Below are 23820 nucleotides of genomic sequence, written 5' to 3' on the forward strand. Positions count from 1 at the left end.
GATGAGCGGCTTCAACCTGTCCAGCTACGCCGTGCGCCAGCCGGCGGTGACCCTGTTCCTGATCATCGCGACGCTGCTGGCCGGCGTCATCGCCTTCGGCAAGCTCGGCCGCGCCGAGGCCCCCTCCTTTACCGTAAAGACCATGACCATCACGGCAGCCTGGCCGGGCGCCACCGCCAGGGAAATGCAGGAGCAGGTGGCCGATCGCCTGGAAAAGCGCCTGCAGGAACTGGATCTGTATGACCGGGTGGAGACCATCGCCCAGCCCGGCTTCGTCTCGATGCGCCTGCAGTTCCTCGACTCCACCCGTCCCAAGGACATCCAGCAGCTGTTCTACCAGACCCGCAAGAAACTCACGGACGAGGCCCAGCGCCTGCCCCAGGGCGTCCTGGGCCCCTACTTCAACGATGAATACTCCGACGTCTACTTCGCCCTCTACGCACTGGAGGCCGAGCCCTTGCCGCATCGCCAGCAGGTGCGCATGGCCGAGGATCTGCGCCAGCAACTGCTGCGTCTGCCCGGGGTGAAGAAGGTCAACATCCTCGGCGAGCAGGCACAGCGCATCTTCGTCGAGTTCTCCTACGAGCGTCTGGCCACCCTGGGTCTGCGGCCCGAGCAGATCTTCGACAGCCTGGCCAAACAGAATGCCGTGGCGCCGGCCGGCTTCGTCGAGACCAGCGGCCCGCGCGCCCACATCCGTCTCGATGGCGCCTTCGACAGCCTCGAGCTGATCGAGAACGTACCGATCAACGCGGGCGGCCGACTCCTGCGCATCGCCGACGTTGCCAACGTGCGCCGCGGCTACGAAGAGCCGGCGAGCTATCGTATCCGTCACCAGGGCAAGCCAGCGCTGATGCTCGGCGTGGTGATGGAGCCGCATTTCAACGGCCTGGAGCTGGACGAGTCCTTGCAGGCCGAAGAATCACGCATCCAGGCCGACCTGCCGCTCGGCGTACGCTTCGACAAGGTCGCCGACCAGGCCGAGAAGATCCGCCTGGCGGTGAACGAATTCATGCTCAAGTTCTTTGTCGCCCTTGCCGTGGTCATGGTCATCAGCCTGCTGGCGCTGGGCCTGCGCGTCGGCCTGGTGGTAGCCGCCGCCGTGCCTCTGACTCTGTCCATCGTCTTCGTAGTGATGCTGGCGACTGGCAGAGAGTTCGACCGCATCACCCTCGGCGCGCTGATTCTCTCTCTGGGGCTTCTGGTGGACGACGCCATCATCGCCATCGAAATGATGGTGGTAAAGCTCGAAGAAGGCCTGGGACGCATGCAGGCTGCCACCTTCGCCTGGACCTCCACTGCCGCGCCCATGCTGACCGGCACCCTGGTGACGGTCATCGGATTCCTGCCGGTGGGGTTCGCCCGCTCGGGCGCCGGTGAATATGCCGGCAACATCTTCTGGATCGTCGGCTTCGCCCTGCTCGCTTCCTGGCTGGTGGCGGTGTTTTTCACCCCCTACCTGGGCGTGAAACTGCTGCCGAAGATCCGCCCGGTGGCCGGTGGCCACGAGGCGCTTTACGCCACGCCGGGCTACCAGCGTCTGCGACGTGTTGTCAGTTGGTGCGTCAACCGCCGCGTGCTCGTCAGCGTTCTGGTGGTGGGCGCCTTCGCCCTCAGCATCCTGGGTCTTGGCGCGGTGAAGAAGCAGTTCTTCCCCAACTCCGACCGCTCGGAGTTGCTGGTGGAGGTCTACATGCCGCCGGGTAGCGCCTTCAAGGCCACCGAAGCGGTGGTCGCTCAGGTGGAGCAAGCCCTGCTCGAAGAACCCCAGACGCAGATGGTGGATGCCTATGTGGGCGGCGGCGCCCCCCGCTTCTTCCTGTCGCTGAATCCGGAACTGCCGGACCCGGCCTTCGCCAAGCTCATCGTGCAAACCGCCGACTCGCATGCCCGCGACGCCCTCAAGGCACGCATGCAGGCCCGCGTCGAAGCCGGCGAATTCCCCTCCGCGCGGGTGCGCGTCACGCAACTGGTGTTCGGCCCTCCGGTGCCGTTCCCGGTGGTGTTTCGCGTCTCCGGCCCCGATCTCGAACGACTCCGGCAGGTCAGCGAAGAAGTGCGCGCAGTGGTGAGCACCAACCCCATGACGCGCGACACCTTCGTCGACTGGGGTGAACGCAGCAGTGCCTACCGCCTGGTGCTCGACCAGGATCGTCTGCGCCTGTTGGGCTTCAGCCTCGATGAGGTGAAGAGCCAGCTGAACGCCCTGCTGGTCGGCAACCCGGTGACCGAGGTACGTGAAGGCACTCGCAGCGTATCGGTGATGGTGAGGGCCCTGAATACCCAGCGGGAGAACCTCGACGGCATCGCCGGCCTGACCATTACCAACGCGGCGGGGGTATCGGTGCCCCTGGAGCAGGTAGGCCATTTCCAGGCCGTGATGGAGGAGCCCATCCTCAAACGCCGTGACCGCGAACCGACCTTCGAGGTGCGCGCCGATATCCTGCCCGGTACCCAGCCGCCAGATGTGCAGAAGGCGGTATATGCCGACTTGCAGGCGCTGATCGCCGGCCTGCCGGAAGGCTACCGGGTGACCATCGGCGGCCCGGTCGAGGAAAGCGCCAAGGCCAATCGGGCCCTTGCCGAGTGGTTCCCGCTCATGATTCTGCTGACCCTGGTGGTGATCATGTTCCAGGTGCGTTCTTTCGCCCTGATGTTCATGGTCTTCGCCACCGCGCCGCTGGGCCTGATAGGTGCGGTGCCGACCCTGTTGCTGTTCGGCCAGCCGTTCGGCTTCAACGCCATTCTGGCGTTGATCGGCATCGGCGGCATCCTGATGCGCAACACCCTGATCTTCACCGACCAGATCCGCCATGAGCAGGCTGACGGCAGGCCGCTACGCGAAGCGATCATCGAAGCCACGGTGCGTCGCGCCCGCCCAGTGTTGCTCACGGCGCTGGCCGCCGCCCTCGCCTTCATCCCGCTGACCTTCTCGGTGTTCTGGTCAGCGATGGCCTATGTGCTGATAGGCGGAGTCCTGGTCGGAACGTTGCTGACGCTGCTGTTCCTCCCTGCCCTCGCCGCGCTGATCCTGCGCACGAAGCCGCAGCCGACCCGCGAGGCGCCCCCGAGTTGGACGCCCTCCGGGCAGACGCAAGCCCGTGCACTGCGGCAGCGCGAAGGCAGCGAGGCATGAGCGAATCGCGGCGATCTGCCGCCGAGAAGATGAGGTCATGAGAACGACTACAACCTACTCCCCCGAAGTCCGTGAACGTGCCGAGCACATGGTGCTGGAGCAGCTGAACGACTGGCCAAGGACGCCTGTGCAGCGGAGCCGGCCAGGACCTGGGCTTCGTCGCGTGCCCGGCGTTGTAGTCGTCCCTGCAATCCAGACTCAGTCCTTCTCATAAACCCCGCATCACTGCTGCTTGCGTTTACGGAACTCCGCCACCTTATGCCGGTTACCGCATAGCGCCATGCTGCACCAGCGGCGGCGATGGGACTTGGTGCGGTCGTAGAACCAGAGCACGCAATCTGGATGTTCGCATTGACGCACCAGATTGAAGTCTCCTTCCACCAGCAACTTGGCAGCCGCCTCGGCCAGAGGCGCCAGGTACTGCTCGGCGGTGGTTGCTGCCCGCACTTTCTCCAGTCGCAGTTCTCCACTCGTCGAACAGTCCAGCCGCAGGTGGCTGGGCGTGGCCAGGAAGCGATTGAGTACCTCCGGCGAACCCTGGCCGCCCGCCTTGCGTCGCTCCACCAGCCCCCGCACCGCTTCGCGCAGGGTCAACGCCGCCTTCAGCAACTCGCCCTTGGGAAAGCGCGTGCTGGATAGGTCCCAGCCGGTGCGGACCAGCCAAGCTCGGACATCCTCGTCGCTGCGCCAGAACTCCAGAGGAGCCCCGTCCAGCGCGGCCAAGGTATTGAGCATGTCCAGCACGGGGTGGTCGGCCAGTACGAAGGGTTCGACGGGAGACGAAGCAGAGGTGGTGGTCATGATGGCGCTCTGTAAGGTAACCGGCCAAATAGTAACCCTATAAACCATAAGTGAACAGTTACAAAATTCTGGCTTGTAACCTTTTTTATCCAGTTGACAGGTTACAGGCAAGGTTCATAATCGGCGCCATGGGTAACCATAAATAATCATTTTACAAGTTACAGAGTGACCGCCATGACCTCACCTATCGTGCATATCCCGGTTCGCCATCAGTTCGTCGACGCCGACGGTGTCCGCGTCTTCTACCGTGAGGCGGGTGACCCCGCCGCCCCCACCCTGCTGCTGGTGCACGGCTTTCCCAGCTCTTCCCACCAGTTCCGCGAACTGATCCCGCTGCTGGCCGACATGTTCCATATCGTTGCGCCGGACCTGCCGGGGTTCGGTTTCACCGAGGTGCCCGCTGAGCGTGAATACCGCTACAGCTTCGATGCCCTGGCGCTCACCCTCGACGCCTTCGTCGAGAAGCTGGGCCTGCAACGCTACGCCCTCTACGTATTCGACTACGGCGCACCCACCGCCCTGCGCCTGGCCCTGGCCCATCCGGATCGAGTCACCGGGTTGATCTCGCAAAATGGCAATGCCTACCTGGAAGGTTTGGGCGATGCCTGGCAGCCGATCCGCGACTATTGGGCCGAACCGGGCAATCCCGAGCGCCGCCAGGTGGTGAACGATGCCGTGCTGAACCTGGCCGGCACCCGCTGGCAGTACCTGCATGGCGTGAAGGACGTGGAGCGGGTGGCGCCCGAGTCGTACTACCTCGATGCGTTGCTGTTGGAACGTCCAGGCAACAAGGACATCCAGCTCGACCTGTTCCTCGATTACGCCAACAACCTGAAGCTGTACCCGGCCTTCCAAGCGTTCCTGCGCGATACGCGACTGCCTACCCTGGTGATCTGGGGCGCGCACGATCCCTTCTTCATCCCGCCGGGCGCTGAAGCTTTCAAACGCGACAATCCCGATGCGATCGTGGAGCTGCTCGATACCGGGCACTTCGCCCTGGAAACCCATGTGGATCATATCGCCCGGCGCATCCGGGACGTGCTGGGGAGTATTCAGGCCTGATGTCTTGCCCAACTCGACCGGAGCTAGCGCCATGACCCGCGCCATCAAACTCTACCGTTATCCGCTGTCGGTGCATGCCCACCGCGCAGAGCTGCTGCTCGCGTTGCTGAAGGTGCCCACCGAGCTGATCTTCGTCGACCTGGCCAAGCGGGCCCACAAGCACCCCGAATTCCTCGCCCTCAATAGCTTCGGTCAGGTGCCGGTGATCGACGACGGCGGCACCATCGTCAGCGACTCGAACGCCATCCTCGTCTACTTGGCGAAAAAATATGGCAACGGTCGCTGGCTGCCGACAGATCCCCTAGGCGAGGCCCGTGTACAGCGTTGGCTGTCGGTGGCCGCCGGCCAGGTCGCCTTCGGGCCTGGGGCCGCGCGGCTGATCAGGGTATTCGGCGCCCGCTTCGATGCCGAAGAAGTCATCGCCCGCGCCCATGCCTTGTTCCAGATCATGGATGGCGAACTGGCCAAAACGCCCTTCCTCGCCGGTGATTGTCCCAGCATTGCTGACATCGCCAACTACACCTCCATCGCGCTCGCGCCGGAGGGCAATGTGTCGTTGGCGCCATACCCCAACCTCCGCGCCTGGCTGACCCGCATCGAGGCCCTGCCCGGCTTCGTGCCCATGCAGCGCTCCGTGGCGGGCCTGCAGGCCGGCTGAACCCGCCGCCCGCTGCCGGTACGCCCGGCAGCCTCTCCAGCGAGGTTTTCGTGATGGATACTTCAACCAATCCCCGCCGTTCTCCCTGGCATGCCGGCGAAAAGGCGATGCAAGAACGCGCCGGCGTTTCCGGGGACATGGAGTCCTACGGTCAGCGGGTGATCCGTGACTACATGCCAGACCAGCACCGTGACTTCTATCACCAATTGCCCTTCATGATCGTCGGCGCAGTGGATGCCCAGGGCCGGCCCTGGGCGACGCTACTCGAAGGGCCGGAAGGCTTCGTCACCTCGCCCGATCCCCGCTGCCTGGTGCTAGCCACCGAACTCGACCAGCAGGACCCGGCGGCCAGCGGCTTTGCGACCGGCAGCGCGATCGGCCTGCTGGGCATCGAGTTGCACACACGGCGGCGCAACCGCATGAACGGCGTCCTCCGACAAGTCGAAGCGGGTCGTCTGGAAGTCGCCGTCGAGCACTCCTTCGGCAATTGCCCGCAGTACATCCAGCAACGCACCTACACCCGCGAGGAGACAGGCCGCGACGAGCAGGACGCACGCCAGGACTTCGCGGCGCTGGACGCCAGCCTGACAGCGATGATCCGCAATGCCGATACGTTCTTCGTCGCCAGCTACGTCGAGCACGAAGACGGCCAACGCTCTGTGGATGTCTCCCATCGCGGTGGGCGGCCTGGATTCATTAAAGTCAGCGGGAACCGCCTGACCATCCCGGACTACGCCGGCAACTTGCACTTCAACACCCTGGGCAACCTGCACCTGAACCCGGTCGCCGGATTGCTTTTTGTCGATTTTCTCAATGGCGATGTGTTGCAACTGTTTGGAACGACGGAACTGATTGCCAATAGCCCGATGATCGGCGCTTTCAAGGGTGCCGAACGCCTCTGGACCCTCGACGTAGAGCAGGCCGTGCTTCGACCGCGCGCCTTATCGATTCGCTGGAATTTCCAGGAATACGCGCCGACCAGTCTGATGACCGGTACCTGGGCCGAAGCCGATGGGCAGCAGCGCAATCAGTGGCAGGACTGGCAAGTGATCCGCCTGGAACAGGAAAGCCAGGACATCCGTTCCTTCTACCTCCAGCCCCCAAACGGCGGGACGGTCAGTTTCATGGCGGGACAGCATCTACCGCTACGCATTCCCAAGGCTGCCGGGGGGCAGGTGCTGGTTCGCACCTATAGCCTGTCCAGCGCACCCTCTGACAGCTTTCTGCGCATCAGCGTCAAGCTTCAGGGGCTGGTCTCGCGCTACCTGCACGACCAGGTTCGAGTCGGTGACCGGCTACAGGTACGCGCACCCATGGGGCGCTTCACCCTTGACGGAGACACGCCACGCCCCGTGGTACTGATCGGCGCAGGCGTCGGCATGACGCCATTGCTTTCGATGCTGCGGGAATTGGTGGCGCAGAACCAGCTGTCGGGAAACAAGCGCCGCATTCACCTGTTCCAGTCCGCGCGAACCTTGAAGCAATTGCCTTTTCAGCAGGAAATCGCGGATCTGCGCAAACGCTGCCCTGATCTGTTGCAGGTGCACCGCGCCCTCAGCTGCCCGGAAGAAAATACAGTGCTGGGCCGGGATCATGAACTGCTCGGACGTCTCGACGTCGCGACGATCAAGATTCACCTGCCGGTGGACGACTACGACTTCTACTTATGTGGCCCCGGGGGCTTTGTCCAAGCGATTTACGACGGCCTGCGCGCACTGAACATCGCCGATCAACGCATCCACGCCGAGACCTTTGGCCCCTCGACACTGCAACGCAAAGAGGACAATCACCCTGCAAAACCCGCTCAGCCGCCGGCGGCAACAGCGCCGGCGCCGGTGTATTTCTCCGCCTCGGCCAGGGAAGCCCGCTGGAAACCAGGCAGCGGCAGCCTGCTGGAACTGGCGGAAAGCCGTGGTCTGTCTCCCGACTTCAGCTGCCGTGGTGGGTCCTGCGGCATGTGCCGGACGAAAGTGCTCAGCGGCCAGGTGCACTACCCCCATCTCCCGGCTCAGATGCCGGACGAAGGCATGGCGCTCATCTGTTGCGCTGTACCCGCTTTAGACGAAAGCGGTGGGCAGCCGCTGGTTCTGGATATCTGATGAGGAACACGGAAATAGCTGATGAAATCACCTCCATCGCCGGGCTTGAAATCTTCCGTGCTGTAACTGGTCCGGCGAATCTCAACATTCGGCCCGAACAGCTCGCTTGCAACGGTTAGGTGCGGGCTGAGAAACGACTTAGAGCCGAATGAAAAGAGCCCCGCCCGTCACTGAATTTGGGGGGACTTGGGACGACCGGGCCTGGCTTGGCGCATCTGGACACCAGTCAAAGGCATGGCGGGTATCTCCTGGCGGTTTACGAACCCCGCGTGAATACCCGCTTTTTCCACTGCTGGACCCGCACGCTTGCGAACGCTAACGGACACAAAACACCCAGTCGACCACCAGTGGGACGCCAAAAACACTCGGACATGGGATGCACAGGCGACGTGGACCATCTGGCGCACGACACCCTTGGAAGCCTTGCCCGGCCTGGCCTGGAGCCCTGAAATCTAACAGCTGTTTAACGCTAAGCACCTGAGTTGAAAACAGTTTTCTTCAAATACATGGTTGACAGCGGCGCAGCCGACGGTAGAATGCCGACCCACAGACGCGGGATGGAGCAGTCTGGTAGCTCGTCGGGCTCATAACCCGAAGGTCGTAGGTTCAAATCCTGCTCCCGCAACCAAACATCGAAAAGGCCACTCAAGCGAGTGGCCTTTTTGTTTGCGCCTTCAATTGACTCAGTCGATTAAAACAAACAAACCGATTGACAGCATTTAAATCAGGCGTAGAATCATCGGCGCGGGATGGAGCAGTCTGGTAGCTCGTCGGGCTCATAACCCGAAGGTCGTAGGTTCAAATCCTGCTCCCGCAACCACCTTCAGAAAAAGGCCACTCAAACGAGTGGCCTTTTTCGTTTCCGCCGTTGATCTTCCTCAGCTTCCCTTAAGCCAGGCGGGCATACCCTTACCGTACCTGCAGAAGACGCAGGTTATCGACAGAGGAACGCCCTGATGAACTGGAAGAACACCCCGTCCCGCTATGGCAGCCTGTCCATCGGCCTGCACTGGCTGATGCTGATCCTGATCGCCGCCGTCTACGCCTGCATCGAACTCAAAGGCAATTTCCCCAAGGGCAGCGACGCCCGCGAGCTGCTCAAGCAATGGCATTTCATGCTCGGCCTGAGCGTATTGGCCCTGGTCTGGCTGCGCCTGCTGGCTCGCGTGATCGCCCCGGCGCCGAAGATCGAGCCGGCGCTAAGCGCCTGGCAAGCCGTACCCGCGAAACTGATGCATGTCGCCCTGTACGCCCTGATGATCGGCACGCCGCTGGTCGGCTGGCTGATCCTTAGTGCCGCCGGCAAGCCCATCCCCTTCTTCGGCCTGGAGCTGCCGGCATTGATCGGCCCGAACAAGGAGCTGGTCGGACAATTCAAGGAACTGCACGAGCTGGCCGGCACTGCCGGCTACTGGCTGATCGGCCTGCACGCCGCGGCCGGCCTGCTGCACCACTATATAGGCGGCGACAACACCCTGGTCCGCATGCTGCCCAAACGCAACTGAAGACCAGGCGCCTCTGGTCAAGTGCCCGATCCGCCGCTAGAATTGCGCACTTTTTGATCAGCGGCGCCCCCGGGGCGCCCATCGAGGTTAGCCCGCATGTCCACCGCCACACCGAAAGTCGGCTTCGTTTCCCTGGGATGCCCCAAGGCCACGGTCGATAGCGAACGCATCCTGACCCAGCTGCGCATGGAAGGTTACGAGATCGTGCCGACCTACCAGGATGCCGACGTGGTGGTGGTCAACACCTGCGGCTTTATCGACAGCGCCAAGGCCGAATCGCTGGACGCCATCGGCGAAGCCATTGCCGAGAACGGCAAGGTGATCGTCACCGGCTGCATGGGCGTGGCCGAAGACAGCATCCGCGACGTGCACCCCAGCGTGCTGGCCGTCACCGGCCCGCAGCAGTACGAGCAGGTGGTCAACGCCGTGCACGAGGTGATCCCGCCGAAGACCGAGCACAACCCGCTGATCGACCTGGTGCCGCCGCAGGGCATCAAGCTGACCCCGCGCCACTACGCCTACCTGAAGATTTCCGAGGGCTGCAACCACAGCTGCAGCTTCTGCATCATCCCCTCGATGCGCGGCAAGCTGGTCAGCCGCCCGGTCGGCGACGTATTGAGCGAGGCCGAGCGCCTGGTCAAGGCCGGCGTCAAGGAACTGCTGGTGATCAGCCAGGACACCAGCGCCTACGGCGTCGACCTCAAGTACAAGCTGGACTTCTGGAACGGCCAGCCGGTGAAGACGCGCATGCTCGAACTGTGCGAGGCGCTGTCGGCGATGGGCGTGTGGGTGCGCCTGCACTACGTCTACCCCTACCCCAACGTCGACGACGTGATCCCGCTGATGGCCGCCGGCAAGCTGCTGCCCTACCTGGACATCCCCTTCCAGCATGCCAGCCCGAAAGTGCTCAAGGCCATGAAGCGCCCGGCCTTCGAGGACAAGACCCTGGCGCGGATCAAGAAATGGCGCGAGATCTGCCCCGAGCTGACCATCCGCTCCACCTTTATCGTCGGCTTCCCCGGCGAGACCGAGGAAGACTTCCAGTACCTGCTGGACTGGCTCAGCGAAGCCCAGCTCGATCGCGTCGGCTGCTTCCAGTACAGCCCGGTCGACGGCGCCCCGGCCAACGACATGGATCTCGAACCTGTGCCAGACGAGATCAAGCAGCAGCGTTGGGAGCGTTTCATGGCCCACCAGCAGGCGATCAGCAGCGCGCGCCTGCAGGCCAAGATCGGCCTGGAGATGGACGTGCTGGTCGACGAAGTCGACGGCGAAGGCGCCGTGGCCCGTTCCTGGGCCGACGCCCCGGAGATCGACGGCAGCGTGTTTATCGACTCCACCGCGGTCAAGCCGGGCGACAAGGTGCGCGTGCGCATCGTCGATGCCGATGAATACGACATGTGGGGCGAACTGATCTAAGCCTACGCCGCACCGCCAAGCCCCGCCCCGAGCGGGGCTTGTCATTTCTGCAGGCCTATACTCAACGGCAGGTTCCTCACCGCTTCGCCACCATGCCGATCAAGGTCTATTACGACGGTGCCTGTCCGCGCTGCGTCGCCGACCGCCGCCGCTACGAACGCCTCAGCGACCAGCCCGCCGACAGCGTGCAGTGGCTGGATATCAGTGGCCGCGACGAGGAGTTGCGCGCCGCCGGCATCGACCCGCAAGCGGCACTGAGCGAACTGCACGTGGCGGACGAACAGGGCCGCATCCACCGCGAGCTGGACGCCTACATCCTGCTGCTACAACGCACTGCGCGCCTGCGCCCGCTGGCCTGGCTGCTGGCCCTGCCCGGCCTGCGCCCGCTGCTGTCGTGGACCTACCGACGCTGGGTGCTGCGCCGCCTGCGCCGTCAGGGGCGCTGGCCACCCGGCTGATGCAGCGCTAGTGCGCACTGTCCCTGAGCGGCGCGCCCCAGGGGCGATAACGCAGCGAGAACACGGCATCGGCATGACAGCCGGAGTAATGCCGCTGCGGTTCGGCCGGCTCGGCGCGAAACGGTTGGCCGTCTGCGCTGGTCTGGCGAAAGGCTTCGCGGACGATGCCGATGCTGCAGGGCAGTGCCTGGCCATAGGCGCGGCGCACCGGCGTCGCCAGGCTGGCGGTGCCCTCGCCGTCCTGCCACCAGACCGAGATGCCCAGCGCCTGCAAGTCGCCGAGCCAGGCCGCATAGGCGTGCGGGCTCAGGCGCGCGGCGCTGAACGCGCTCAGGTGCAGCGGCGCGTCGAGCTGGGCGGCGAAATCCTGCAGTTGGCGGCGCAGCACCTGGCGCCGCTCGCCGGCCAGGAACTGCACGTCGTCCAACTCCAGCGGCAGGTACCAGCCGGCCACGGGCAACTGCCACTGCTCGCGCAGCAGCCGCTGGTGCGCCAGCGACAGGCCCAGCTGGTACTGCCAGTAGGCCTGCAGGCCCGGGCCGTCCAGCTCGCGCTGGCGCTGGTAATAGGCCGGGTCCATGTACAGCCCCAGCACCAGCTGCAGGCCCTGTTCCTGCGCGGCGCGCAGGCTGTTGGCCAGCCAGCCGTCGGCGCCGCCGAAATCCGCCTCGCCATAGGCCGTCCACTGCACCAGCAGGGTCTTCACCCCGGCGTCGGCACTGGCGCGCCAGATATCCCGCCAGGCCTGCTCCTGCAGACGGCTGTCGGCATTCAGCGGCTGAAAGAACAGGCGCTCCTCGGCGTGCAGCTGGGCGACGAGCAGCAGACAGAAGGCCAGAACAAGGCTACGCATCAGAAATCCACCTCCACTCGCAGCAGCACGCCGCTGGCCCGTTCGTACAGGTTGCCGCCCAGCCCCCACTGGTACTCGGCATTGACCTTGAGGTTGGCCGGATAGGCGTTGTACCGGCTGTCGCCGTACCACAGCTGCCAGCGCAGGCCGAGGCCGCTGCGCCAGTCCTGGCGCCAGTGGCTGCGCGGGTCCTGCGCGCTGAACTCGACGAAACCGTAGGGCATCAGGGTCTGCGCGCCGGCCGCGGCCAGCTTGTAGGTGCGCCCCTGCTGGTAGCGCGACAGCCAGGCATGATCGCCGGCGCGGGTCCACCAGGCGGCGTCGAGATAGAGGGAGCGCTCGTTCCACTGCGTTTCGTCGACCCGCCAGTCGTTGCGCCAGTCGCCCTGATCGAAGAAGGAGGCGGTGGCGCGCAGCAGCAGGTCGGTGCTGACCCGGCCCTTGCGCACGTGATCGTTGAGCGCCTCGGACACCGCGGCCGGATTGAGCCACTGGCCGAGACTGAAACCGTCGAAGTCGGCGTCGTCCAGTTCGCTCTGCGCATAGAGCTCGCTGTACAGATTGAGGTTGTGCGTGCCGAGCGGCCGATAGCGCAGGCCCAGACCGGTGCCCAGGGAACGGCCGTAGCGGTGGCGCCCGTCGCCGCCCAGCAGCGCCCGGCCGTAGACCGACAGGCTGCGTCCGGCGCGGCTCGGCTCGGCGCCCAGGGCGTGGTCCCAGACGGCCATCTGCACGTTGCTGGACGCCGCCCGCCGGCTCTCTCCGGCGCGGCTGCCGTCGTCGCGCAGGATGTCATTGGTGGCCACCCCGGCCGGCGACCAGACGCTGGCCAGGGTGAAGCTGTCGCGCCGCGACAGGCTCTCATGGGCGCGGCGCTGACGGTAGCGCCGCGCCTCCAGGCTGCCGTACTGGTCGTCGCCGGCCACCGGGTGCTGTTCCAGGTCGATCACCCGGCGCAGCTCGAGGCGCGCCGCCACACTGTCCTCGGCCTCGGCGTAACGCCAGGCCAGGGTCTCGCCGAGGCGGTAGTCCTCGGGATAGTCGCGCGTCGCACGCTGCAGCGGGGCAATGGCGCGGCGCCGCTCCTCGGCGCTCTCGGCGGCGGCCAGACGCATGGCGTAGTCGGCGTTGTAACGCGGGTTGGCCGGCTCCAGCCGCGCCGCCTCGGCCAGCCAGGCCGTGCTCTGCTGCGTGTCGCCGGCCAGTTGGGCGGTGGCCGCGGCGCCATAGTAGTGACCGGCCTGCGGCCGCTGGTCCAGCGCCAGGCGCTGGCGCTGCAGGGCCAGCGGCAGGTCACCGCCGGCCTGGGCGATGGCTGCCCCCAGGGCCCAGTCGTCGGCACTGGTCGACTGCGCCGCCTGCCAGTAGCGCTCGGCGGCCTGCGCCTCGCCGGCGCCCAGGGCGCTGCGCGCGGCGGTCAGCCGGCCGATGTTGTCCAGTTGCGCCGGCGCCAGCTCGCGCCAGATGCGCCAGGCCGCCGGCGCATCGCCGGCGGCCTCCAGGGCATAGGCCAGCGGCAGGCGACTGGCCTGATCGCCCTGAGCCAGCGCCGCCTGGTAATAGACCACCGCCTCGCCGGGACGCACCGGCATGGCGCAGCGGCCGAGCACGCGCAGCTCGGCAGGGTTGCGCGTGGTATCGGCGATCTCGCCCCGCACCCAGGCACAGTGGCCGCTTTCGGCCAGGCGGCCGAGCAGCGCGGCACGGCTGTCGCCGTCCAGATGCGCCAGCAGCGCCTGGGCGCGCGCCATATCCAGAGGCGCATCGGCCTCGGCATAGAGCCCGGCCAGGCGCTGCAACAGCGGCGCCGGCAGACGCCCGCCGCGGCTGTCGAAGGCCTGCTCCAGCCACTGCCGCGCCACATCGTGGCGCCCCGCCTGCACTGCCAGGTAGCTGGCCTGATCCAGCGCCTGCAGGTCGCCGCTGCTGCGGTAGTAGTCGAACCACAGGCGCTCGGCCTGCTCGCGCTGGCCGGCGGCCTGCAGCAGTTCGGCACGCTGGCGCTGCACCGCCGGGGTCTGCGGCTGACGCGCCAGCCAGGCCAGGGCCAGGTCGCCGCGGCCCTGTTCGCGCCACAGCGCCAGCAGGCTGTCGCGACGCGCCGAGTCCCAGGGCTCGGCCAGGCGCTGGCGCTGCAGCAGATCCTCGGCCTGCAGGCGCTGGGCCAGCACCAGCCAGGTCTGCGGATCGTCCTCGGCGCGGCAGTCGTGCAATTGCTCGAGGGCCGCGCCCGGGTCATGACGCGACAGCCATTCGGCGGTCTCCAGGCAGGGCCGCCCGAGCTGCTCGCCCAGTTCGCGCACCAGCGGCGTATCGCCACCCTGGCGCGCCAGCTCCCACAGACGGCCGCGCTGCTCGGCGCTGTCGCGGTCGGCCGGCGGCAGGCTGGCCAGCCAGCGTTTGGCCATCTCCAGCTGCCCCAGGGCGACGGCGCGATCGAGCATGGCCAGGCGTAGCTGCCGCTCCGCCGCCGGCGACGGCGGCCGCGCCAGCAGGCGCTGCAGGCCGGCCTCGTCGAGCAGTTGCACGCGGGCATTGGCCAGTCGCCGCCAGTCGTCCTCGCTCAGCCGGCCCTCGGCCTCCAGCGCAGCCAGCTGCTGCTCGGTGGCGGACCAGTCGCGCAGGCGCTCGGCCCAGTTGGCGCGGGCCATGCGCAGCACCTGGTCGTCGCCCTTGGGCGGAATCTCGTTGAGCCAGTCCAGTGCACGCTTGGCGCCGCCGAACCTGGCCAGGCTGAGGCTGTAGGCCTGCCACAGGCGCACATGGTCGTCGCCCTCGCTCTGCGCCAGCCAGGCTTCGACCAGCGAGGTGCCCGGCGGGTCCTGCTCGATCCAGGTCAGGCGCAGCTCCAGCAGGGCATCGTGACCGTCGCTCAGCTGCGTGGCCAGCGCCTCGGCCTCGCGGTAGCGGCGCTGCTTGGCCAGCGCCTCGACCAGCAGGCTGCGCGCCTCGTCGTTGCGCGGCACTCGCTCGAGCAGATGGCGCATCAGCCGCTCCACCTCCGCCCAGTTGCCGCGGCCGGCCTCGCGGTAGGCGCGGTCGAGGAAGGGGTAGCTGCGAAACTGCTGGAAGCCGGTCAAGGGCTCGGCGGCCATCGGCGCATTGGCGACCAGACCGGCGAGCAGGGACACAGCGAGCAGGCGCTTCATACCCGCGCCTCCACAAGCCGATAGGACTCGTGCTGTTCCTCGGCCTGTTCGCGCAGCGCCTGCCGCAGCACCTCCTCGCCGATCACCCCGCGCTGCAGCAGGTGCTGGCCGAGGGAGTGCCGCTCCGGGTCGAAGTCGATCAGCGCCTGGTTGAACAGCGACGGCGGCAGCAGGCCGCGCACCTGCAGCAGGTCGCCGAACAGCACCTGGTGCTTGCACACCTGCTCCAGCAGGGCCTCGTCGTCGGCATGGCGCTGCAGTGCGGCAAGCATGGTGCGGCTCTCCTCGCTGCTGTGACGGCCGCCATACCAGTGGCGCAGGCCCAGGGTCACCCGCCCCTGCGGCGCCAGCTGCCAGCGCACCGGACGACCGAGCTGGCGACTGATGGCGCCGACCGAGACCTGGCTGAGCAGGCGTTCGCTGGCCAGCACCAGGGTCTCGCCCTCCTCCGCCACCGGCAGCACCGCATAGCGCAGCGCCAGGCGCCGGGGAAAGGCACGGATCAGGCGCTGGTCGAGGCGGAAGGGGTTGAGCGGCGCCCAGGGCTCGTCCAGCTGCGCGGCCAGGGCCTGCAACAGCTGGCGGCTGTCGAGCAGGCCGTCGAGCAACAGCTGGCGGCCGAGACGACGCCGCACCGGGTTGGTCAGCGCCGCGGTCAGCTGCGCCTCGCCGATCAGGCCCTGTTCGACCAGGCGCCGGCCCAGCGGCGTCTGCGGGCTCTGCCCGAGCGAGGGGAATTCGTGGGTGGTCTTGTCCCAGGCCACCCGGCGCGAGTCGCCCATCTCCAGCACCTGCTTGAGCGCGCGGACGTTGGCGAAAAAGTTGACGAAGTTGCTCCACATCATCCGCGGCACCGACAGCAGGCCCTGGCCGATGCCGTAGAAGCGGGTGACGAAGTAGCCGCGCTGGAACAGGCGGTTGAGCAGCAGCAGGCCGTTGAGCCAGAGCAGCGTGCTGAGCAGCGGGCTGCCGGAGAGGATCGAGGGAAAATGCCAGGCCTCGGGGTTGAACAGGCCGATCAGCCACATGGCGAGCAGCACCAAGAACAGCAGGTTGACCAGAAAGCTCAGCAGGTAGGCGAACAGCCCGCGGCGGTCGCGCCAGAGGAAGTAGTTGAGCGCCGCCCGCGGGCTCCAGCTCAGGTTGCGGGTACCCTGGAAGACGATGCCGGTGATCCAGCGCGATTTTTGCCGGATGGCGTGCGCCCAGGTCCGCGGAAAGTGCTCGCGCACGCAGATCACCTGGGCGAAGCGCTGGCTCATGCCCAGCCCGGACTCCTGCGCCAGGGCCAGTTTCGGATCGCTGACCGGGAAGCGGGCGAAGATACACTTCATGCCCTTGGCCTTGAGGCGGAAGCCGATGTCGTAGTCCTCGGTCAGGCTCTGCACGTCGAAGGCGATGCCGTCGCCGTCTTCCAGCAGCGCGGCGATGGCGCGGCGGCTGAAGCAGGTGCCGACGCCGGCGCTGGGCACCTGGCCGGTGAGCGCCTCGCGCACCACCACGTCCTTGCCGTGGTTCTCGGCGAACTCGTCGACGTAATGCCCGGCGGTGAAGCCGCTCCACTCCGGGGCATAGGGGTAGACCGGCACCTGGATCAGGTCCTTGTTCGGCAGCAGGTAGTTGAACAGGCGCAGCTCCAGCGGCGAGATCACGTCCTCGGCGTCGTGCAGGATGAAGCCGGCGAACTCCACCCGCGCCTCGGCCTCGAAGCGCAGGATGGCATCGATCACGTTGTTCAGGCAGTCGGCCTTGCTGGTCGGCCCGGGGCGGGCGCAGACCACCTTGTGCACGTTGGGGTAATGCAGGCACACGGCGTCGACGTCGGCCTGGGTGTCGGGGTCGTTGGGGTAGGTGCCGACGAAGATCTGGTAGTTCTCGTAGTCCAGGGTGGAGGCCGCCAGGCGCGCCATCTCGCCGACCACGCCGACCTCCTGCCAGGCCGGCACCATGATCGCCAGGGGCTTTTCCGGCGTGCCGTAGAGCAGCTTCTCGTCGGCGCGCTCGTGCTCGGCGTAGACGCGAAAGCGGCGGATCAGCGCACGCCCCCAGTACACCAGGTCGATGAACAGGTCATCCAGGCCGAGCAGGAACATCAGCGCGGCGAGCAGGATGGCCAGGTATTTCAGGGCATACAGCACATAGGCCAGCAGGTCGACCAGATCCAGACTCATCGCGCGTCACTCGGTTTTGGCTGTTGCGGCCCAGCGCAGCAGGCGCTGGGCGATCTTCTCGCTGGCGTGGCCGTCGCCATAGGGGCTGAACACCCGGTTCATCGCCCGGTAGGCCTCGGCATCGTCGAGCAGGCGCGCGGTCTGCGCGACGATGCGCGCCGGGTCGGTGCCCACCAGCCGCACCGTGCCGCCCTCCAGCACCGAGGGCCGTTCGGTGACCTCGCGCAGCACCAGCAGCGGCTTGCCCAGCGCCGGCGCCTCTTCCTGCACGCCGCCGGAGTCGGTGAGGATCAGGTAGGCGCGGTCCATCAGCCAGACGAAGTGCGGGTAGTCCTGCGGCGCCACCAGATGAACATTGGCCAGACCGCCGAGCAGGCCGCGCACCGGCCCCTGCACCTGCGGGTTGAGGTGTACCGGGTAGACGAACTGCACCTCGGGGTAGCGCCCGGCCAGCTCGGCCAGGGCCTGGCAGATCTGCTCGAAACCCTGGCCGAAGTTCTCCCGCCGGTGCCCGGTGATCAGCACCAGGCGCTGCTCCGCCGCCAGCGCCGCCAACGGCGAATCGGCCGCCGGCTGCCAGCCGCTGCTGCGCAGGTGATCGCGCATCCACAGCAGGGCGTCGATCACCGTATTGCCGGTGACCTCGATATCGGCCGGCGCGCGGCCCTCGCGCAGCAGGTTGTCGCGGGCCTTGTCGGTGGGGGCGAAATGCAGGTCGGCGAGCACTCCGGTGAGGGTGCGGTTGGCCTCTTCCGGCCAGGGCGCGCGCAGGTTGCCGGTACGCAGGCCGGCCTCGACGTGGCCGATGGCGATCTGCCGGTGGAAGGCGGCCAGCGCGGCGACGAAGCTGGTGGTGGAGTCGCCGTGGACCAGGACGATATCCGGCTGCACCCGGGCGTAGCTGGCATCGAGGCGCAGCAGCAGTTGCTGCGCCAGGCCGTTGAGGGTCTGGCCCTGGGTCATCAGGTCGAGGTCCTCGTCCACCCCCAGCTCGAAGGCGGCGAGCACCTGGCGCAGCATCTCGCGGTGCTGGCCGGTGGAACAGACGAACAGCTCGACCCCCGGCCAGTGTTTGAGTACCCGCGCCAGCGGCGCCATCTTGATCGCCTCGGGCCGGGTGCCGAAGACCATCTGAACCTTGAGGGACATGCACCGCTCCTTGGCCTGGCTCTCCATGAGGGGGAATCGGCCGTCTGCCTGATGAGAAGAACTCGCACCGGCAATACAAGTCGCTCTATCGCGCCCTGTCCAGGCCGATTTAGAGTTGCCTTGAGCCAAATCAATGGAGACGCACCCATGCGTATCGTGCTGCTGGGCAATGCCGGTGCCGGCAAGAGCACATTGGCCCGGCAGCTGATCGGCGGCCGCGCCGTCGCCCGTCTGGCGCTGGACGAGATCGCCTGGAACGAGGGGCCTCAGCGCAAACCGCTTGGCGAAAGCCGGGCATTGCTGATGGGCTTTATCCAGGCACATCGACACTGGGTGATCGAAGGCTGCTATGGCGACCTGATCGAGACCGCGCTGCTCCACTGCGACGAGCTGATCTTCCTCAATCCCGGCGTCGATACCTGTATCGCCCACTGCCGACGGCGCCCCTGGGAAGCGGAGAAGTTCGCCAGTGCCACCGAGCAGCAGGCCATGCTCGACAACCTGATCCAGTGGGTCGGCGAGTACCCCATACGGCAGGACGAGTACGGCCTGGCGCGCCATCGTGCGCTGTTCGAGGGATTCACCGGGCGCAAGCGCGAATACCAAAGCCCGCACGACTACCCGAACTCATCTGCCGAATAACCCCGCATGCCTACAGGCGGGGCGTTACAATGGCCGCCCTTTTGCCAGCCGAGCCACCCCGCATGAGCGAACCCGTCCGCCTGTCCAAACGCGTCATCGAACTGTTCGGCTGTTCGCGGCGCGAGGCCGACCTGTACATCACCGGCGGCTGGGTCAGCGTCGACGGCCAGGTGGTCGAGGCGCCGCAGTTCAAGGTCGAGGGCCAGCGCGTCGAACTGCACCCCGAGGCCAGCCTCGATCCGGTGGAGCCGGTGACCCTGCTGCTGAACTGCGCGGCCGACGCCGACAACGCGCGAATCCAGCAGTCGCTGGCCGCCGTCAACCACTGGAGCGACGACCCGCACACACAGCGCGTGCTGCATGGGCATTTCCTCCGCCAGGAGCAGAGCCTGCCGCTGCAGGTCGGCGCCAGCGGCCTGGTGGTGCTCAGCCAGGACTGGCGCACGCAACGCAAGCTGCGCGAGGACGGCCACAAGCTGGAACAGGAATACCTGCTGGAGGTCAGCGGCGAGCTGGCGCCGAACGGCCTGGAGCGCCTGAAGAAGGGCCTGCTGCACAAGGGCGTGCAGTTCCCGCCGTGCAAGGCCAGCTGGCAGAGCGAGCAGCGCCTGCGTTTCGCCCTGAAGAACCCGCAGCCGCAGCAGCTGCGGCAGATGTGCGCGGCGCTGGGGCTGACGGTGCTGGCGATGAAGCGCATCCGCATCGGCGGCGTGCCCATGGCCAAGCTGCCGCTCGGTCAGTGGCGCTACCTGGGCGAGAAGGAACGCTTCTGACAACCATGCTAGGGTTTGCCTCTCGTCTTGCGGAGACCATCGCCATGCGTACGCTGCTACTGACCGCCCTGCTCGCCCTGAGCGCCGCCTGCCTGGCCGCGCCGGCACCGTTCTTTCTCTGGCAGAGCAAGGCCGACGGCCACCTGACCTGCGCCCAGGTCAGCCCCGGCGAAGGCTGGGTGCGCTTCGCCGGGCCCTTTCGCGACGCCGGTTGCCGGGTGATCGACTAGCGAAGCGCCTTTGGTCAGCGCCTGCCGGCGCCGGGCCATGCTCGACTAGCATTAGCCATGGGGGATCTGACTCACCTTCGAGGTGAAGGAGACCGCTCATGGCCACCCTCGACTGGCGCCTGCAAGGCGTCGAATTCATTTCCTGCAATTGCAACTGGGGCTGTCCCTGCCAGTTCAGCGCCCCGCCCACCCACGGCAACTGCGAGGCGGTGGTGGCGATGCGCATCGCCCATGGCCATTTCCAGGCCACGCCCCTGGACGGCCTGTGCTGGGCCGCCACCTTCGCCTGGCCCGGCGCCATCCACAAGGGTAACGGCAGCGTCCAGCTGTTTATCGACGAGCGCGCCGACGCCGCGCAGCGTCAGGCGCTGCTGACCATCCTCTCCGGCCAGGAAAGCGAGCCCGGGGCCAATGTGTTCCAGGTCTTCAGCACCACCCTGAGCCAGGTGTTCGACCCGCTGTTCGTGCCCATCGAACTCAGCATCGATGTCGACGCGCGCCTCGCCACGCTGCACATCCCCGGCGTGCTGCAGGCCAGTGGCGAACCGATCCGCAGCCCGGTCGACGGCAGGCCGCAGCGGGCACGCCTGGTCTTGCCGGAGGGCTTCGAGTTCCTCGAAGCGGAGATGGCCAGCGGCAGCCACAGCACCCACGCCGCACTGCACCTGGAGTCCAGCGGCGGCCACAGCCACCTGGCCCGAGTGCACTTCACCGGCCAGGGTGTGCAGCCCTGAACGCGGTTGTACCTCGCCGCCCGCTGACGGCGGAACAGGCGTTGTGGCTGTTGTGCCTGCTGACGCTGATCGCGCTCGCCTGGCTGGCGCTGCAGCGCATGGCCCTGACCATGAGCGCGCCGGGCGGCATGGCGGATGCGGCGATGAGCGGCATGCCGATGCCCTGGAGTCCGGGCGATGCCCTGCTGATGCTCGCCATGTGGGCGGTGATGATGGTCGCCATGATGCTGCCCGGCGCCTTGCCCACGCTGCTGCTCTACCAGGCGCTGCTGCGCGGGCGCCTGGCCACCCCGCGGCGGCACCTGGCCGTGGCGCTGTTCGCCCTGGCCTATCTGCTGGTGTGGAGCGTCTTCGCCATTGCCGCCACCGCGCTGCAGTGGTGGCTGGAACAGCTCAGCCTGGTGCACAACACGATGCGCAGCGCCAGTACTCAGCTCACTGCGCTACTGCTGCTCGGCGCCGGCCTCTACCAGTGGCTGCCGCTCAAGGCGGCCTGCCTGACGCGCTGCCGCGGGCCGCTGCAGTTCTTCCTCGGCAACTGGCGCGACGGGGCGCTCGGCGGCCTGCGCATGGGCCTGGCCCATGGCGGCTACTGCCTGGGCTGTTGCTGGGCGCTGATGGGCCTGCTGCTGGTGGTGGGGGTGATGAACCTGCTGTGGGTGGCGGCGCTCGGCGCCTGGGTGCTGCTGGAGAAGTGCCTGCCGCAGGGCCTGTGGCTGGCGCGCCTGGGCGGGCTGCTGCTGATCGCCTGGGGCCTGTGGCTGCTGTTCGGCTGAGCCCCTGGGTTAACATGGCCGCCCCCGACCCGTATGCCGCCGCCATGACCTACAGCGTTTCCCCGATCGGTTTCGTCCGTTCCTGCTTCAAGGAAAAATTCGCCATCCCCCGCCAGCCGCAGCTGGCGCCGGCCGCGCGCGGCGTGCTGGAGCTGCTGCCGCCGTTCGACCAGGGCGACGCGGTGCAGGGACTGGAGCAGGTCAGCCATGTCTGGCTGCTGTTTCTCTTCCACCAAGCGCTGGAGCAGCAGCCGCGGCTGAAGGTGCGCCCGCCGCGCCTGGGCGGCAACCAGGCGGTCGGGGTGTTCAGCACCCGCGCCACCCACCGGCCCAACGGCATCGGCCAGTCGGTGGTGCGCCTGGAGCGGGTCGAGCCGGGCCGCCTGCACCTGTCCGGCATCGACCTGCTCGACGGCACCCCGGTGCTGGATATCAAGCCCTACGTGCCCTACGCCGACTGCCTGCCCGAGGCGCGCAACGCCATGGCCGAGGGTGCGCCGCAACTGATCCCGGTGGCCTGGCAGGCCGAGGCGCTGCAGCAGGCGCAGGCGCACGCCCTGCGCCTGGGCGAACCGCTGGTGGAACTGATCGAACAATGCCTGGCGCAGGACCCGCGCCCGGCCTACCAGCAGCCCGAGCCCGAGCGCCGCTACGGCGCGCGCCTGTGGGACCTGGACGTGCACTGGCACTACCCCGAGCCGGGGCGCATCTGCGTGCTGGATCTGCAGCGAGTGGCGCCGTAGCGCCAAAAGGCGCGCCGCCGGCAGGGGCTGCCGGCGGCGCGAGGCTCAATCGAGGTTGATCGAACCGATCTTGTGCACCGACAGGTCGGCGCCGTTGTATTCCTCTTCCTGGCTCAGGCGAATGCCCAGCAGCGCCTTGAGCACGCCATAGACCAGGAAGCCGCCAAGCAGCGCCACCAGCACGCCGAGCGCGGTGCCGATCAGCTGGCTGGCCAGGCTGACGCCGCCCAGGCCGCCGAAGGCCTCCAGGCCGAAGATGCCGCAGGCGATGCCGCCCCACACGCCGCACAGGCCGTGCAGCGGCCAGACGCCGAGCACGTCGTCGATCTTCCATTTCACCTGGGTCGCGGTGAAGGCCCAGACGAACAGCGCGCCGGCGATGGCGCCGGTGACCAGGGCGCCGACCGGGTGCATCAGGTCGGAGCCGGCGCAGATCGCCACCAGGCCGGCCAGCGGGCCGTTATGCAGGAAGCCCGGGTCGTTACGCCCGACCAGCAGCGCGGCGACCGTGCCGCCGACCATGGCCATCAGCGAGTTGACTGCCACCAGGCCGCTGACGCCGTCGAGGGTCTGCGCGCTCATCACGTTGAAGCCGAACCAGCCGATGATCAGGATCCACGAGCCGAGGGCGAGGAAGGGAATGTTCGACGGCGCCATGGCCACCAGCTTGCCGTCGCGATAGCGGCCGTTGCGCCGCCCCAGCAGCAGCACCGCGCCGAACGCCAGCCAGCCGCCCATGGCGTGCACCACCACCGAGCCGGCGAAGTCGTGGAAGCCGGCGCCGAAGCGCGCCTGGAGCCAGGCCTGCAGGCCGTAGTTGCCGTTCCAGATCAGGCCCTCGAAGAAGGGGTAGACGAAGGCCACGATCAGCGCCGTGGCGCACAGCTGCGGGCCGAACTTGGCGCGTTCGGCGATGCCGCCGGAGATGATCGCCGGGATGGCCGCGGCGAAGGTCAGCAGAAAGAAGAACTTCACCAGGCCGTAGCCATGGTTCTCGGTCAGCACCGCCGCCGGCTCGAGGAAGGTCACCCCGTAGGCGATCCAGTAACCGATGAAGAAATAGGCCAGCGCCGAGATGGCGAAGTCCGAGAGGATCTTCGACAGCGCGTTGACCTGGTTCTTCTGCCGCACCGTGCCCACTTCGAGGAAGGCGAAACCGGCGTGCATGGCCAGCACCATGATCGCGCCGAGCAGGATGAACAGGGTATTGGAGCCGTGGATCAGGGTTTCCACGGCGCTGTTGATGTTTTCCATCTGCGAAGAAAACTCCGGCGTTGGGGAAAAAGCACCAAAGCAAGGCATCGACAAGCCGGCGCGCACCACAATGCAGCCACTCGTACCGCCATGCCCACATAAAGCGCCAGGCCACGGCCCCGAAATGGCGCCGCTCGATTCTGGCTCCTTGGTACTAATTTCTTATTAATTAATAACTTAGGCTTGCGACCGGCCTTCCTGACCCAGA

19 protein-coding genes and 2 tRNA genes are annotated in these 23820 nt (G+C 66.9%); 15 read left to right on the plus strand and 6 right to left on the minus strand.

Translation table 11 applies throughout. The features are described 5' to 3' along the window. Position 1: 1 nt before the first annotated feature. Entirely contained in the window at positions 2-3136 is a 3135-nt protein-coding gene (locus EA796_RS01855; protein WP_122107311.1) for an efflux RND transporter permease subunit, read from the plus strand. Between the two features lie 222 nt (positions 3137-3358). Here EA796_RS01855 and EA796_RS01860 read toward each other — a convergent pair whose 3' ends face one another. Then, positions 3359-3937, minus strand: coding sequence for a CGNR zinc finger domain-containing protein (locus EA796_RS01860; RefSeq protein ID WP_122107312.1), 579 nt, complete (start codon positions 3935-3937; stop codon positions 3359-3361). Positions 3938-4111: 174 nt separating this feature from the next. Between EA796_RS01860 and EA796_RS01865 the strand changes: the two genes are divergently transcribed. The 8 genes from EA796_RS01865 to EA796_RS01900 all read left to right on the plus strand — a co-directional run bounded on the left by EA796_RS01865 (position 4112) and on the right by EA796_RS01900 (position 11138). Next, positions 4112-4999, plus strand: a complete 888-nt coding sequence (locus EA796_RS01865; RefSeq protein ID WP_122107313.1) for an alpha/beta fold hydrolase — start codon at positions 4112-4114, stop codon at positions 4997-4999. 31 nt (positions 5000-5030) lie between these two features. Then, a complete protein-coding gene (locus tag EA796_RS01870) occupies positions 5031-5657 on the plus strand; it encodes a glutathione S-transferase family protein (protein ID WP_122107314.1) in 627 nt (208 codons plus the stop codon). A gap of 53 nt (positions 5658-5710) precedes the next feature. Then, positions 5711-7756, plus strand: a complete 2046-nt coding sequence (locus EA796_RS01875) for a pyridoxamine 5'-phosphate oxidase family protein (RefSeq protein WP_122107315.1) — start codon at positions 5711-5713, stop codon at positions 7754-7756. Positions 7757-8307: 551 nt separating this feature from the next. Continuing rightward, positions 8308-8384 (plus strand) — tRNA-Met (locus EA796_RS01880). A 115-nt stretch (positions 8385-8499) separates the two neighbouring features. Continuing rightward, a tRNA-Met gene (locus EA796_RS01885) sits at positions 8500-8576 on the plus strand. Positions 8577-8712: 136 nt separating this feature from the next. Then, entirely contained in the window at positions 8713-9261 is a 549-nt protein-coding gene (locus EA796_RS01890; protein ID WP_122107316.1) for a cytochrome b, read from the plus strand. Between the two features lie 96 nt (positions 9262-9357). Next, entirely contained in the window at positions 9358-10680 is a 1323-nt protein-coding gene (gene rimO / locus EA796_RS01895; RefSeq protein WP_021446054.1) for a 30S ribosomal protein S12 methylthiotransferase RimO, read from the plus strand. Positions 10681-10718: 38 nt separating this feature from the next. Continuing rightward, on the plus strand, positions 10719-11138 hold the full coding sequence (locus tag EA796_RS01900; protein WP_305955977.1) for a thiol-disulfide oxidoreductase DCC family protein: 420 nt from the start codon (positions 10719-10721) through the stop codon (positions 11136-11138). A gap of 7 nt (positions 11139-11145) precedes the next feature. Here EA796_RS01900 and EA796_RS01905 read toward each other — a convergent pair whose 3' ends face one another. Genes EA796_RS01905 through wecB form a run of 4 tightly spaced genes read right to left on the minus strand, consistent with a single transcriptional unit; the run spans position 11146 to position 18460 of the window. Then, on the minus strand, positions 11146-11991 hold the full coding sequence (locus EA796_RS01905) for a DUF4434 family protein (protein ID WP_122107318.1): 846 nt from the start codon (positions 11989-11991) through the stop codon (positions 11146-11148). After that, positions 11991-15140, minus strand: a complete 3150-nt coding sequence (locus EA796_RS01910; RefSeq protein ID WP_122107319.1) for a phage receptor — start codon at positions 15138-15140, stop codon at positions 11991-11993. The genes EA796_RS01905 and EA796_RS01910 overlap by 1 nt, the downstream gene beginning before the upstream one ends. Continuing rightward, positions 15137-17311 carry a cyclic di-3',5'-guanylate-activated glycosyltransferase NrfB gene (nrfB, locus tag EA796_RS01915; RefSeq protein WP_122107320.1) on the minus strand — a complete coding sequence of 725 codons (2175 nt, stop codon included), beginning with the start codon at positions 17309-17311 and terminating at the stop codon, positions 15137-15139. Before nrfB ends, EA796_RS01910 begins: the two co-directional genes overlap by 4 nt. Positions 17312-17317: 6 nt before the next feature. After that, a complete protein-coding gene (wecB, locus tag EA796_RS01920) occupies positions 17318-18460 on the minus strand; it encodes a non-hydrolyzing UDP-N-acetylglucosamine 2-epimerase (protein ID WP_122107321.1) in 1143 nt (380 codons plus the stop codon). A gap of 147 nt (positions 18461-18607) precedes the next feature. Between wecB and EA796_RS01925 the strand changes: the two genes are divergently transcribed. From EA796_RS01925 to tsaA, 6 genes are all read left to right on the plus strand, one after another. Beyond that, a complete protein-coding gene (locus tag EA796_RS01925; protein WP_122107322.1) occupies positions 18608-19102 on the plus strand; it encodes a shikimate kinase in 495 nt (164 codons plus the stop codon). A gap of 62 nt (positions 19103-19164) precedes the next feature. After that, a complete protein-coding gene (locus EA796_RS01930) occupies positions 19165-19875 on the plus strand; it encodes an rRNA pseudouridine synthase (protein WP_021442517.1) in 711 nt (236 codons plus the stop codon). 44 nt (positions 19876-19919) lie between these two features. Beyond that, the gene (locus EA796_RS01935) at positions 19920-20105 is read left to right on the plus strand and encodes a hypothetical protein (RefSeq protein WP_021442518.1); all 186 of its coding nucleotides are present in this window, start codon (positions 19920-19922) and stop codon (positions 20103-20105) included. 98 nt (positions 20106-20203) lie between these two features. Further along, the gene (locus EA796_RS01940; protein WP_122107323.1) at positions 20204-20839 is read left to right on the plus strand and encodes a DUF1326 domain-containing protein; all 636 of its coding nucleotides are present in this window, start codon (positions 20204-20206) and stop codon (positions 20837-20839) included. 41 nt (positions 20840-20880) lie between these two features. Then, entirely contained in the window at positions 20881-21615 is a 735-nt protein-coding gene (locus tag EA796_RS01945) for a DUF2182 domain-containing protein (protein WP_256679063.1), read from the plus strand. 44 nt (positions 21616-21659) lie between these two features. Further along, entirely contained in the window at positions 21660-22358 is a 699-nt protein-coding gene (gene tsaA, locus EA796_RS01950; protein ID WP_122107662.1) for a tRNA (N6-threonylcarbamoyladenosine(37)-N6)-methyltransferase TrmO, read from the plus strand. 45 nt (positions 22359-22403) lie between these two features. Here the strand turns inward: tsaA and EA796_RS01955 are convergent, their stop codons facing one another. Further along, a complete protein-coding gene (locus EA796_RS01955; RefSeq protein WP_122107325.1) occupies positions 22404-23612 on the minus strand; it encodes an ammonium transporter in 1209 nt (402 codons plus the stop codon). Positions 23613-23820 lie beyond the last annotated feature (208 nt).

This window comes from Pseudomonas sp. AOB-7, assembly GCF_003696305.1.
In the GTDB taxonomy this organism is placed as follows: domain Bacteria; phylum Pseudomonadota; class Gammaproteobacteria; order Pseudomonadales; family Pseudomonadaceae; genus Aquipseudomonas.

Coding starts and splice junctions, on each gene's coding strand:
- EA796_RS01855 (WP_122107311.1), top strand. CDS start 2: ATGAGCGGCTTCAACCTGTCCAGCTACGCCGTGCGCCAGCCGGCGGTG.
- EA796_RS01860 (WP_122107312.1), bottom strand. CDS start 3,937: ATGACCACCACCTCTGCTTCGTCTCCCGTCGAACCCTTCGTACTGGCC.
- EA796_RS01865 (WP_122107313.1), top strand. CDS start 4,112: ATGACCTCACCTATCGTGCATATCCCGGTTCGCCATCAGTTCGTCGAC.
- EA796_RS01870 (WP_122107314.1), top strand. CDS start 5,031: ATGACCCGCGCCATCAAACTCTACCGTTATCCGCTGTCGGTGCATGCC.
- EA796_RS01875 (WP_122107315.1), top strand. CDS start 5,711: ATGGATACTTCAACCAATCCCCGCCGTTCTCCCTGGCATGCCGGCGAA.
- EA796_RS01890 (WP_122107316.1), top strand. CDS start 8,713: ATGAACTGGAAGAACACCCCGTCCCGCTATGGCAGCCTGTCCATCGGC.
- rimO (WP_021446054.1), top strand. CDS start 9,358: ATGTCCACCGCCACACCGAAAGTCGGCTTCGTTTCCCTGGGATGCCCC.
- EA796_RS01905 (WP_122107318.1), bottom strand. CDS start 11,991: ATGCGTAGCCTTGTTCTGGCCTTCTGTCTGCTGCTCGTCGCCCAGCTG.
- EA796_RS01910 (WP_122107319.1), bottom strand. CDS start 15,140: ATGAAGCGCCTGCTCGCTGTGTCCCTGCTCGCCGGTCTGGTCGCCAAT.
- nrfB (WP_122107320.1), bottom strand. CDS start 17,311: ATGAGTCTGGATCTGGTCGACCTGCTGGCCTATGTGCTGTATGCCCTG.
- wecB (WP_122107321.1), bottom strand. CDS start 18,460: ATGTCCCTCAAGGTTCAGATGGTCTTCGGCACCCGGCCCGAGGCGATC.
- EA796_RS01925 (WP_122107322.1), top strand. CDS start 18,608: ATGCGTATCGTGCTGCTGGGCAATGCCGGTGCCGGCAAGAGCACATTG.
- EA796_RS01930 (WP_021442517.1), top strand. CDS start 19,165: ATGAGCGAACCCGTCCGCCTGTCCAAACGCGTCATCGAACTGTTCGGC.
- EA796_RS01935 (WP_021442518.1), top strand. CDS start 19,920: ATGCGTACGCTGCTACTGACCGCCCTGCTCGCCCTGAGCGCCGCCTGC.
- EA796_RS01940 (WP_122107323.1), top strand. CDS start 20,204: ATGGCCACCCTCGACTGGCGCCTGCAAGGCGTCGAATTCATTTCCTGC.
- tsaA (WP_122107662.1), top strand. CDS start 21,660: ATGACCTACAGCGTTTCCCCGATCGGTTTCGTCCGTTCCTGCTTCAAG.
- EA796_RS01955 (WP_122107325.1), bottom strand. CDS start 23,612: ATGGAAAACATCAACAGCGCCGTGGAAACCCTGATCCACGGCTCCAAT.